Source organism: Streptomyces katrae, assembly GCF_000966975.1.
Classification (GTDB): domain Bacteria; phylum Actinomycetota; class Actinomycetes; order Streptomycetales; family Streptomycetaceae; genus Streptomyces; species Streptomyces katrae.
In genome coordinates this window covers 1-11,285 of sequence record NZ_JZWV01000708.1, presented here as the reverse complement: position 1 = coordinate 11,285, position 11,285 = coordinate 1, and the positions used below count along the sequence as shown (strand labels likewise).

9 protein-coding genes, 2 tRNA genes and 1 pseudogene are annotated in these 11,285 nt (G+C 73.3%); 10 read left to right on the top strand and 2 right to left on the bottom strand.

The features are described 5' to 3' along the window. Both VR44_RS24815 and VR44_RS24810 read right to left on the bottom strand, forming a co-directional pair. Positions 1–1,751, bottom strand: a 1,751-nt coding sequence (locus VR44_RS24815) for a PAS domain-containing protein (protein WP_211275119.1), incomplete at its 3' end; no start/stop codon positions are given. A 119-nt stretch (positions 1,752–1,870) separates the two neighbouring features. Then, entirely contained in the window at positions 1,871–2,290 is a 420-nt protein-coding gene (locus VR44_RS24810; RefSeq protein WP_045949803.1) for an SSI family serine proteinase inhibitor, read from the bottom strand. A 181-nt stretch (positions 2,291–2,471) separates the two neighbouring features. Here VR44_RS24810 and VR44_RS24805 point away from each other — a divergent pair. The 10 genes and pseudogenes from VR44_RS24805 to VR44_RS24760 form a co-directional block, all read left to right on the top strand. Beyond that, a tRNA-Ser gene (locus tag VR44_RS24805) sits at positions 2,472–2,562 on the top strand. Between the two features lie 304 nt (positions 2,563–2,866). After that, positions 2,867–2,939, top strand: a tRNA-Arg gene (locus VR44_RS24800). 177 nt (positions 2,940–3,116) lie between these two features. After that, positions 3,117–3,482 carry a PH domain-containing protein gene (locus VR44_RS24795; protein WP_045949802.1) on the top strand — a complete coding sequence of 122 codons (366 nt, stop codon included), beginning with the start codon at positions 3,117–3,119 and terminating at the stop codon, positions 3,480–3,482. An 80-nt stretch (positions 3,483–3,562) separates the two neighbouring features. Beyond that, positions 3,563–4,439: pseudogene (locus tag VR44_RS24790) on the top strand (DUF2797 domain-containing protein). A 123-nt stretch (positions 4,440–4,562) separates the two neighbouring features. Then, positions 4,563–4,901, top strand: a complete 339-nt coding sequence (locus VR44_RS24785; protein WP_045949801.1) for an antibiotic biosynthesis monooxygenase family protein — start codon at positions 4,563–4,565, stop codon at positions 4,899–4,901. Beyond that, positions 4,885–5,766, top strand: coding sequence for an amidohydrolase family protein (locus VR44_RS24780; RefSeq protein ID WP_045949800.1), 882 nt, complete (start codon positions 4,885–4,887; stop codon positions 5,764–5,766). The genes VR44_RS24785 and VR44_RS24780 overlap by 17 nt, the downstream gene beginning before the upstream one ends. Positions 5,767–5,850: 84 nt before the next feature. Continuing rightward, positions 5,851–6,618, top strand: a complete 768-nt coding sequence (locus tag VR44_RS24775; protein WP_045949799.1) for a response regulator transcription factor — start codon at positions 5,851–5,853, stop codon at positions 6,616–6,618. A gap of 29 nt (positions 6,619–6,647) precedes the next feature. Next, positions 6,648–8,153, top strand: coding sequence for an ATP-binding protein (locus VR44_RS24770; RefSeq protein ID WP_063778963.1), 1,506 nt, complete (start codon positions 6,648–6,650; stop codon positions 8,151–8,153). 25 nt (positions 8,154–8,178) lie between these two features. Continuing rightward, positions 8,179–9,453 (top strand): bifunctional glycosyltransferase family 2/GtrA family protein, encoded by a 1,275-nt coding sequence (locus tag VR44_RS24765; protein ID WP_045949798.1) that lies wholly within the window; start codon positions 8,179–8,181, stop codon positions 9,451–9,453. Continuing rightward, the coding region (locus VR44_RS24760; protein ID WP_045949797.1) for a glycosyltransferase family 39 protein at positions 9,450–11,285 on the top strand (1,836 nt) is incomplete at its 3' end. The genes VR44_RS24765 and VR44_RS24760, both read left to right, overlap by 4 nt.

The following is an 11,285-nucleotide window of genomic DNA, read 5'->3' as shown; positions in this document are numbered from 1 at the left end:
TCAGAGTTGTGTATAAGAGACAGGTCACGGCCCCGTCGGCGCCCGGTACCGAGCCCGGCAGGGTTCACCGGGGACTGCGCGAGTTCCGCCGGGCCAGGACCGGAAGCCTGCGCGTCCTGCCCGGACGGCAGCGCCAGCGCGCCGCCCGCCCCGCGGGCCCCGGCCTCCTTCGCCCCGCCGGGGCCGTCCTCGAGGAAGGCGTCCACGCCGCGCCGGCCGCGCCGGCCGCCGGAGACCGTCGCCGGGGCGGCCTCGGGCTCCGGAGCCGTCTCCGGCTCGGGTTCGGGCAGCTCGACCGTCCCGGCACCGGAGCCCAGCGGCAGCTCCAGTACGTACGCACCGCCCGGAGCTCCGGGCACCTCCACCGTCTGGAGGAGGCCGCCGTGCGCGGTGACGACACCCCGCACGATCGGCTCGTGCACGGGGTGGCCGCCGTCGTAGGGGCCGCGCACCTCGATCCGTACGACCTCACCGCGCTGCGCCGCGGCCACCACGATCGTGGAGTCGCCGTACCCGCTGCCCTGACGGGTCTTGCCGGTGGCGTCCACTCCGGCGACGTCCGCGACGAGGTGCGCCAGCGCGGTCGCGACCCGCTCCGCGTCGACCTCGGCCTCGATGGTCGGGGCGTGGACGGCGAACTGGACCCGGCCGGGGCCGATCAGCTCGACCGCGCCGTCGATGCCGGCCTTGACGACCTCGTTGATCAGGACGTTCTGCTTCTTGAGCTTCTCGCTGCCCGCGTCCAGCCGCTGGTAGCCGAGCACGTTGTCCACCAGGGTGGTCATCCGCGCGTATCCGGCGGCCAGGTGGTGCAGCAGCTGGTTGGCCTCGGGCCACAGCTGGCCGCCGTCGTCGGCGGCCAGCGTCGCCAGCTCCCCGCGCAGCTCCTCCAGCGGCCCGCGCAGCGAATCGCCGAGCACGGCCGTCAGCTGGGCGTGGCGCGCGGCGAGCGCGTCGTAGGGACGCCGGTCGGTGAAGGTCATGACGGCGCCGACGAGCATGTCCCCGTCCCGTACGGGCGAGGTGGTCAGGTCGACGGCGACGGCCTGGCCGGCCTTGTTCCACAGCACCTGGCCGCGCACGCGGTGCTTGCGCCCGCTGCGCAGGGTGTCGGCGAGGGGGGACTCGTCGAAGGGGAAGGGGGAGCCGTCCGCGCGCGAGTGCTGGATCAGCCCGTGCAGCTCGCGGTTGCCGAGGTCGGTGGCGCGGTAGCCGAGGATCTGGGCGGCGGCCGGGTTGACCAGGACCACGCGGCCGTCGGTGTCCGTGCCGACGACGCCCTCGGCGGCGGCGCGCAGGATCATCTCGGTCTGCCGCTGCGAGCGGGCCAGCTCGGCCTCGGTGTCCACGGCCTCGGTGAGGTCCCGCACGACCAGCATCAGCAGCTCGTCGCCGGTGTACGGCTGGGGCTCGCGGTAGGCGTCACGGCCGTCGAGGTGGGCGCTGGTGACCTCGACGGGGAACTCCGTGCCGTCGGTGCGGCGCGCGGTCATGCGTTTCGGCTTGGAGCGGCCCGTCAGCTCGTCGCCGGGGCGGCGCATCGAACCGGGGATGAGCTTGGAGTCGAACTCGGGGAAGAGGTCGAGCACGCCGCGGCCGACCAGACCGGTGCCGGGGCTCTCCATGACCTCGAGGGCGATCGAATTCGCGTTGACGACCGTGCCGTTGGCGTTGACGAGCAACAGCGCGTCCGGAAGTGCGTCGAGTATTGCTGCGAGGCGAGCAGCGCCTCGGGATGGCCTGCTGCTCACGACGAGCGTCCTCCCTGACCACGACTACCGGCATGTCACGGGAGGAGTCTAAGGGCACCGTCCCGCCGCGAGGGGGCGGATGAACGGGGGAAACCGTGCATCCGCCGCATCCTCCCAGGTCAGGCACCCGCACTCGGAAGCACAGGTTCCAGGTTGTCCCAGCGGGCGATGTCGCACCCGTTTTCGCGTCGGAACCAGCTGTCCACCTTCTCTCCGTGCCACGTTCCCGTGACGTGCGCGGTGGCGGGTCCGCCGCTCTGGAAGGTGCACATCGCGGCCTTCGGCGCGGCGGCGAACGGGTCCTTCCCCTGCTTCGCCAGCGCGTCGAGACGGGAGCAGGCCTCCTCGGCCTTGGGGTGGTCGCCGCCGACGGGCCGGCAGTCGAGGCGGTACCGGCCGTTGAGGCTGCCCGCCTTGGAGATGTCGATCGTCAGCCGGTCGGGGGAAGCCAGCAGCCGGCCCAGGGGCAGCGGCGGCAGGGGTCCGGCGGCCGCGGCGGCCAGCGCGGAGGTGACGGCGAAGGCGGCGAGACGCAGCATGGGGCACTCCAGGTCGTCCGTACGTCGTACGCCTCACCAACGACCCGCCCGCCCGGACGTTGCGAAGAGGGCTTAAGGCTTTGCCCTGCGGCCCCCGCTCCTTGTACCGTGGGAGCGGATTGGTGACCGGCCCCGCGGCTGTGTCATCATCTGCACGCACCCTCGTCACAGGGGGTGTGCTGGAGGCGTCGCCTAGTCCGGTCTATGGCGCCGCACTGCTAATGCGGTTTGGGGTTTACGCCCCATCGAGGGTTCAAATCCCTCCGCCTCCGCACTTCACCGAAGCCCCGGTCCGTATGGACCGGGGCTTCGGTGCGTTCGGGGGTCCGCAGTCGTTCGGGGGTCTGCGTTCGGGGTCTGCGTTCAGGGTCCGAAGCGGGCCCCTGGGGTTTGGGGTGGCTCTCCCTGGGTACCCGTTGCGGCCTCCGCGCTGCCGCCCGCTGCGGACGGACGATCTTCTTCCAGCACGTTTCCGCAGGTCAGAGGCGTTGGGGCTAATGGATTTCGCGTCCCGGCGAGGTCCATGTATTGTTGTTCTCGCAAGGCCAACGGGGCGAAAAACCCCGGGAAGCCCAAGCACTCGTAGCTTAACGGATAGAGCATCTGACTACGGATCAGAAGGTTGCAGGTTCGAATCCTGCCGAGTGCACAGCCCGAGAGGCCCTCAGGAGAAATCCTGAGGGCCTCTCGCGTATGTCCAGTACTTGAGGGCGAGGGCTCCCCCGGGAGGACTCAGGGGCGAAATGGCTCCTGCGGGGGACGTGGACCACGGATCCGGGCCGATACGGTTTCCACAGATCGTTCGAAGCTTGATCGGGGGGCTCTCATGGGACTGTTCGGAAACGCGCACCGGGTGGATCCGGCGTCGGCGCAGCGGGACTACGCCCGGCTGCTGGGGCACGGGGAGCAGGTGCACGTGGCGTACCTGCTGGTGCGCGACACCATCCTGTTCACCGACCGGCGGCTGGTGTTCGTCGACAAGCAGGGGATGACGGGCAAGAAGGTGGAGTACCACTCCGTCCCCTACCGGAGCATCACTCACTTCTCGGTGGAGACCGCCGGGCACTTCGACCTCGATGCCGAGCTCAAGATATGGATCTCCGGCAGCGCGGCGCCGATAGAGAAGACCTTCACCAAGGGGGTCGACATCTACGAGATGCAGGCGGTCCTGACCCAGTTCGTCGCGCGCTAGCCGGAGGAAGACCGATCGGACCACATCGACCGGGCGCTGCCCCTGCGACCGGCTCCGCCGCGGGCTGGCAGTGCACGGGGATCAGCTGGAGCGGGGGGCGGCCCGCGATCGGGTGGTACGGGCTCGGGCGCGGGGAGCGCGGCAGCCCGCTCACCTACGGGCAGCGGCTGGCCTTCGTCGCCGGGGGCGAGCGCCACTGCCTGGGGGTGCGGCGGGCCGGGAAGCGGACCCCCTGCCCTGCGGGACGGACCGTGCCGGGGCGGGCCGGCAGCGCCCAGTGTCCCGAGTGCGCCGGGCTGGACCGGTCCTTCTCGGTGGCGGCCGACACCAATGCCGCCGATCCGCGCCCCTACCGGGTGTACCTGGCGTGGTTCGGGCCCGGCACGGTCAAGGTCGGCATCACGGCCGAGGAGCGCGGTTCGGTCCGGCTGCTGGAGCAGGGGGCCGTGACCTGGACCTGGCTGGGGCGCGGGCCGCTGATGGCGGCACGCCGGACCGAGGAGCTGCTGCGGGCCGCCCTCGGGGTGCCGGACCGGATCGCCTACGCCCGTAAGCGCGCGGTGCGGGCCGGGCTGCCTGCGGAGGCCGAGCGGGCGCGGGAGGTGGCCGAGCTGTATGCCCGGGCGGCGGCGCTGGAGGGGTGGCCCGAGTCGCTGGAACGGCTGGGGTGCGCGGTCACCGAGGTGCGCGGTCACCGACCACGCCGGGCCGTTCGGGCTGGCCGGGCTGCCCGTTCCGGCGCGGGTGGTCAGGGAGCTGGTGCCCGGGGCGGGTGTCGTGGGGGTGCTGGTGGGGGCCGCGGGGCCGGACCTGCACTTCGCGGACGGGCTCGTGGTCGACACCCGGCTGCTGGCCGGCTGGGAGCTGGGCGCCGCTCCGGCGGGCGCGGTGACCGACGCCCCGCTGGCGGCCATCGCCCCGCCCGGGGAGGCGGGCGGGCAGGAGGGCCTCTTCTGAGGGGCGACCGCGGACCAGGACCGGTGAGACCGCTCGGGGGGAAGGTCAAAACTTGGATCCCTTTGGGCTGCCGGAGGTGATTCCGGTGGACATGCCAAGGGGCTGGCGCGGAGGGTGGGGGGCATGAGCATCCAGCCCGTGCCGGCGTTCGAACCGCCTTATGTCATGGCCGTATTCAGCAATGTCCGCACCTCTGACGACAGCGGTTATCCGGAGGTCCTCTCCCGGATGAACGAGATCGTCAGGGAGAACCCCGGGTTCCTCGGATACGAGTCCGCGCGGACCCCCGGAGGCCTCGGCATCACCGTGGCCTACTTCCGCGACCACGAGTCCCTCACCGCCTGGCGCACGGACCTGGAGCACCAGGCGGCCATGAAGCACGGCCGCGCCCATTGGTACGAGAGCTACACCCTGCACGTCGCGACCGTCGAGCGGAGCCACGGTTTTGCCCGCAACGGCTGAGACCGTCCGGGCCTTCCGGGATCGGCTGGGCCTGCCGGGGCTGGTGGACGTGCACACGCACTTCATGCCGGACCGGGTGATGCGGAAGGTGTGGGACTACTTCGACGCCGCCGGCCCGCTGACCGGCACGGAGTGGCCCATCACCTACCGCCACGAGGAGGAGCAGCGGGTGGGGCTGCTGCGGGAGTTCGGGGTCCGGGCGTTCACCTCGATGCTCTACCCGCACAAACCCGCGATGGCTGCCTGGCTCAACGCGTGGGCCGAGGAGTTCGCCGCCCGCACCCCCGACTGCCTGCACACCGCGACGTTCTTTCCCGAGGAGGACGCGGCGGCGTACGTGGCGCGGGCCGTGGAGTCGGGTGCCCGGGTCTTCAAGGCGCACCTCCAGGTCGGCGGGTACGACCCGAACGACGCCCTCCTCGAACCGGTGTGGGGGCTGCTGGCCGAGGCGCGGATCCCCGTCGTGGTCCACTGCGGCTCCGGGCCCGCCCCTGCCGAGTACACCGGGCCCGGCCCGGTCGCCCGGCTGCTGGCCCGGCACCCCCGGCTGCCGTTGATCGTCGCCCACATGGGGATGCCGGAGTACACCGACTTCCTCGACCTGGCCGACCGCTACCCCGAGGTGCGGCTCGACACGACCATGGCCTTCACCGACTTCTCCGAGCGGTTCACCGGCTTCCCGCCCGGGGACCTCGGGCGGCTCGCCGGCCTCGGGGACCGGATCCTGCTGGGCACCGATTTCCCGAACATCCCCTACCCCTACGAACACCAGCTGCAGGCTCTGGAACGGCTCGGGCTCGGGGACGACTGGCTGCGCGCGGTCTGCCACGACAACGCCGCCCGGCTCTTCTCCCTGGCCGGGTGACCGCCGAGCCGTCGGAACACCTTTCTCAGGAGATTCACAGGTTGGGGCAAGAGCGCTCTCAGAGGCGCGGGCCAGCGTGGGGGCATGACAGCGACGACCACTTCCCACGCGTCCACGTCCACCGCCGCCCCGACGGCGCTGCTGCGCCCCGACGGCGGCCCCTGCCGGGTCCTCGTCGTCGACGACGAGGCCTCGCTCTCCGAGCTGCTGTCCATGGCCCTGCGCTACGAGGGCTGCGAGGTCCGCAGCGCCGGTGACGGAGCGGGCGCCCTGCGGGCGGCGCGGGAGTTCCGGCCGGACGTGGTGGTCCTCGACGTCATGCTCCCCGACATGGACGGGCTGTCCGTGCTCGGCCTGCTCCGCCGGGAGATCCCGCAGGTCCCCGTGCTGTTCCTGACGGCCAAGGACTCCGTCGAGGACCGCATCGCGGGCCTGACGGCGGGCGGCGACGACTACGTCACCAAGCCGTTCAGCCTGGAGGAGGTCGTGGCCCGGCTGCGCGGCCTGGTCCGCCGCTCCGGTGCGGCGCAGGCCGCGCGCGGCGGCTCGGTCCTGTCCGTCGGCGACCTGAGTCTCGACGAGGACAGTCACGAGGTCGTCCGGGGCGGCCAGGAGGTCCACCTGACCGCCACCGAGTTCGAGCTGCTGCGCTACCTGATGCGCAACCCGCGCCGGGTGCTGAGCAAGGCGCAGATCCTGGACCGGGTGTGGTCGTACGACTTCGGCGGCCAGGCCAACGTCGTGGAGCTCTACATCTCCTACCTGCGGCGCAAGCTGGAGGGCGGCACCGGACTGCCCCCGATGATCCACACCCGGCGCGGCGCCGGCTACCTGATCAAGCCGGCCGAGTAGTGGCGCTCCGCCTGCCCCGGCGGCGGCCTTTGTCGCTGCGGACCCGGCTGGTCGTATCGGCGGTGGTGCTGATCGCCGTGGTGGGCGCGGCCATCGGGACCGTCACCACCCTCACCATGCGCTCCCGGCTGATGGGGGAGCTGGACAAGCAGCTGGACAACTCCGTACGGATGGCGGTCCGGGGGCCGGGAGCCGGCAAGGCGGCCCGCGAGGGCAGCCTCGGCTTCATCTTCGCCCCCGGCTCCCCCATGGGCGCCGCCGGGATCCGCCTGGACGTGGACCGGAAGGTGATCGGCGGCGCCCGGATCGCCCCCGTGGAGGGCCCGGGCCTCGACCACCGGGAGGTCCTCACCCAGGCGCAGACGGCGGTACTGGAGCGCGTCGCGCGTACGGCCGGGCCCGGTGGGTCCGGCGGGATGGACGTGGACCTGCCCGGCCTCGGTGCCTACCGGGCGATGGCCGCGCCCGACGGGGCGCTGGTGCTGGCCTTCCCCGTCAAGGGCGTCGACTCCACCGTGAACACCCTGATCGCCGTGGAGGTCTGCGTCACCCTGGCCGGTCTGATCGCCGCCTCCCTCGCCGGACAGGCGCTGGTCGCCGTAGCGCTGCGCCCGCTGCGCCGCGTCGCCGCCACCGCCACCCGGGTCTCCGAACTCCCCCTGCACAGCGGTGAACCGGCCCTGCACGAGCGGGTGCCCGACGCCGAGGCGGATCCCCGCACCGAGGTGGGGCAGGTCGGGGCGGCACTCAACAGGATGCTGGGGCACGTCTCCTCGGCGCTGACGGCCCGCCAGCAGAGCGAGACGCAGGTCCGCCAGTTCGTCGCGGACGCCTCCCACGAGCTGCGCACCCCGCTCGCCTCCATCCGCGGCTACGCCGAACTCACCCGCAGGGGGCGGGAGGAGCCCGGCCCCGACACCCGTCACGCACTGGCCCGGATCGAGGCCGAGGCCACCAGGATGACCGGACTGGTCGAGGACCTGCTGCTGCTGGCCCGGCTGGACGCGGGTCGCCCGCTGTCCCGCGAGGACACCGACCTGGCCCCGCTCGTCGTCGACGCCGTCAGCGACGCCCGGGCCGCCGGACCCGGACACCACTGGCGCCTGGCCCTGCCCGAGGAACCCGCGCCCGTCCTGGCCGACCCGGCCCGGATCCAGCAGGTCCTGGTGAACCTCCTCGCCAACGCCCGCACCCACACCCCGCCCGGGACCACCGTCACGGCCGGTGTTTCACGTGAAACGTCCGCGGTGCGGGTGCGGATCGAGGACGACGGGCCCGGCATCCCGCCCGAGCTCATGCCCCACGTCTTCGAGCGCTTCGCCCGCGGCGACGCCTCCCGTTCCCGCGCGGCGGGCTCCACCGGCCTGGGCCTGGCCATCGTCCAGGCCGTCGTCACGGCACACGGCGGCCGGGTCGACGTGGAGAGCGAGCCCGGCCGGACCTGCTTCGAGGTGCTCCTGCCCCTCGCCCCGGAGCCCGGACCGATGGCGCCGACGGACTCACAGAGGGACCACAGGGTCAGCACACCGAGGTGACAGGGCGCCCGGTGAGGGTCGGAACATGCCAACCGACACCTCTTCCGACGCCCTCCCGGCCCGGGCGCCCCTCGCGCCCGCGCCCGGCGAGCCCGTACTCGACGTGGTGATCCCGGTCTACAACGAGGAAAAGGACCTCGGCCCGTGCGTGCGACGGCTGCACGCCCACCTCACCCGGACCTTCCCGTACCCGTTCCGCATCACCATCGCCGACAACGCCAGCACCGACCGCACCCCCGCCTTCGCGGCCGAACTCGCCGCGGCCGTCCCGGGCGTGCGCAGCGTCCGGCTGGAGGAGAAGGGCCGCGGCCGCGCCCTGCGCACCGTGTGGAGCCACTCGGAGGCACCCGTCCTGGCGTACATGGACGTGGACCTCTCCACCGACCTGAACGCGCTGCTGCCCCTGGTGGCCCCGCTGATCTCCGGCCACTCCGACCTGGCCATCGGCACCCGGCTCGCCCGCTCCTCACGGGTGGTGCGGGGAGCTAAGCGGGAGTTCGTCTCCCGCGCCTACAACCTGCTGCTGCGCTCCTCCCTCGCCGCCCGGTTCAGCGACGCCCAGTGCGGTTTCAAGGCGATCCGCCGGGAGGTCGCGGAACGGCTGCTGCCGCTGGTCGAGGACACCGGCTGGTTCTTCGACACCGAGATGCTGGTCCTCGCCGAGCGGGCCGGGCTGCGCATCCACGAGGTACCGGTGGACTGGGTGGACGACCCCGACTCCACGGTCCACATCGTCAGGACCGCCACCGAGGACCTCAAGGGTGTCTGGCGGGTGGGCCGGGCGCTGGCCCTCGGGGAGCTCCCCCTGGACCGGCTCGCCCGCCCCTTCGGCGACGACCCGCGCGACCGCACGGCCCTGCCCGGGGTGCCGCGCGGACTGGCCCGCCAGCTGCTCGGCTTCTGCGCGGTCGGTGTGCTCTCCACCCTCTGCTACCTCGCCCTGTACTCCCTCCTCCGGCTCGGTACCGGCCCGCAGGCCGCCAACGCCGCCGCCCTCCTGGCCTCCGCCGTGGCCAACACCGCGGCCAACCGCCGGCTCACCTTCGGTGTCCGGGGCCGGGACCGCGCCCTGCGCCACCAGGCCCAGGGCCTGGTCGTGTTCGCCATCGGCCTGGCCCTGACCAGTGGCTCGCTCGCCGCCCTCGGGGCGGGCGCCGACGACCCCGCCCACAGCACCGAACTCGCCGTGCTGGTCACGGCCAACCTCGCCGCCACCGTGCTGCGGTTCCTGCTCTTCCGCGCCTGGGTCTTCCCCGAGCGCCGCACCACTCCCGTTCCCGTGAAGGACGACCACCGATGACCACGGCCCACCCGCCAGTCGACTCCCCGTTCCCCGAGCGGGCCCCCGCCCGCGCCACCCCGGACCGGGCCGCGGACGCCGCCGCGCGCCGGACCGCCGGCGGGCGGCCCCGCTGGGAGCGGCCCGCGTACGCGGGGCTCCTGCTCGCCACCGCCGTACTGCTGCTCTGGAACCTGGGCTCGTCCGGCTACGCCAACTCCTTCTACTCCGCCGCCGTACAGGCGGGCTCCGAGAGCTGGAAGGCCTTCTTCTTCGGCTCCTCCGACGCCGGGAACTCCATCACCGTCGACAAGCCCCCGGCCGCCCTGTGGCCGATGATGCTGTCCGTCCGGGCGTTCGGGCTCGGCTCCTGGCAGATCCTCGTCCCGCAGGCCCTGATGGGCGTCGCGACCACGGCCGTCCTGTACGCCGCCGTGCGCCGCCAGTTCGGGCCCGCGGCCGCGCTGCTCAGCGGGGCCGCGTTCGCGCTCACGCCCGTCGCCGCGCTGATGTTCCGCTTCAACAACCCCGACGCGCTGCTGACGCTGCTGCTGACCGTCACGGTGTACTGCGTGCTGCGCGCCCTGGACGGGGCGCGCACCGGGTGGCTGGTCGGGGCCGGGGTCGCGATCGGGCTGGGCTTCCTGACCAAGACCCTCCAGGCGTTCGTCATCCTGCCGCCGCTGGCCCTGCTGTACGCCGTCTGCGCGCCGACCCGGCTGCGCCGGAGGCTCGGGCAGCTGCTGCTCGCCGGGGCCGCGATGGTGGTGTCCGGCGGCTGGTGGGTGGCGGTCGTGGAGCTGTGGCCCGCTTCCTCGCGTCCGTACATCGGCGGTTCGCAGCACAACTCCTTCCTGGAACTGACCTTTGGCTACAACGGCCTCGGGCGGCTGAACGGCAACGAGACGGGCAGCGTGGGCGGCGGGCGGACCCGTGGGGCCGCGGGCGCGTTCGGGGCGTACGGGCTGCCCGAGGGCGGGCCGGGCCCGCGCGCCGGGGGCTGGGGGGAGACCGGTGTGGGCCGGCTGTTCTCCGGCACGGTCGGCGGCCAGATCTCCTGGCTGCTGCCCGCGGCGCTGGTACTGCTGGTGGCGGGGCTGGTGGTGACCTGGCGGGCCGGACGGGCGGCCGACTCCCTCCAGAGCATGGCCCGTGCGGCCTTCCTGGCCTGGGGCGGCTGCCTGCTGATCACCGCCGTGGTGTTCAGCTGGATGCAGGGCATCTTCCACGAGTACTACACGGTCGCGCTGGCGCCGTTCGTGGCCGCTCTGGTGGGCATGGGTGTGGCCGTGCTGTGGGAGGAACGGGGAAGCAGGGCAGCGGTCCTCACCCTGTCCGGCACCCTCGCCCTGACCGCTGTCTGGTCGTACGTGCTGCTCGGCCGCTCCTCCGGCTATCTGCCGTGGCTGCGCTGGGCGGTGCTGGTGGCCGGGCTGCTCGCCGCCGCCGGGCTGCCGTTCGCGGGGCGGCTGGGGCGCCGGGTGCTGCTCGGGGTGGCCGCGCTGGGGCTGGGCGCGGCGTTGGCGGGCCCGTTCGCGTACTGCCTGACCACCATCGGCGCCGGGCACACCGGGTCGATCGTGACGGCCGGTCCGGCGGTGGCCGGCGGGCGGGGCGGTCCCATGGGGTTCGGGCCGGGCGGGGAACGGTTCCGGGACGGTCTGCCGGGGCTGCCGGGGCTGCCGGGGGGTCCCGGCGGCGGTCCGGGCGGTGGAACGCCGCAAGGTCAGGGCGGTCAGGGGGGCATGCCGCAGGGCTTCCCGCAGGGCGCCGGGCCGGGCAGCCCCGGACAGGCGGGCGGCGCGGGCGCTGCGGCGGGCCGGTCCGGCACGGGAGGGGGCGGTCGAGCGGGT

Bases quoted from the DNA above. Each gene is read 5' to 3' on its own strand.
- VR44_RS24810 (WP_045949803.1), bottom strand. From the start codon at position 2,290: ATGCTGCGTCTCGCCGCCTTCGCCGTCACCTCCGCGCTGGCCGCCGCG.
- VR44_RS24785 (WP_045949801.1), top strand. From the start codon at position 4,563: ATGAGCATCCAGCCCGTGCCGGCGTTCGAACCGCCTTATGTCATGGCC.
- VR44_RS24765 (WP_045949798.1), top strand. From the start codon at position 8,179: ATGCCAACCGACACCTCTTCCGACGCCCTCCCGGCCCGGGCGCCCCTC.
- VR44_RS24795 (WP_045949802.1), top strand. From the start codon at position 3,117: ATGGGACTGTTCGGAAACGCGCACCGGGTGGATCCGGCGTCGGCGCAG.
- VR44_RS24775 (WP_045949799.1), top strand. From the start codon at position 5,851: ATGACAGCGACGACCACTTCCCACGCGTCCACGTCCACCGCCGCCCCG.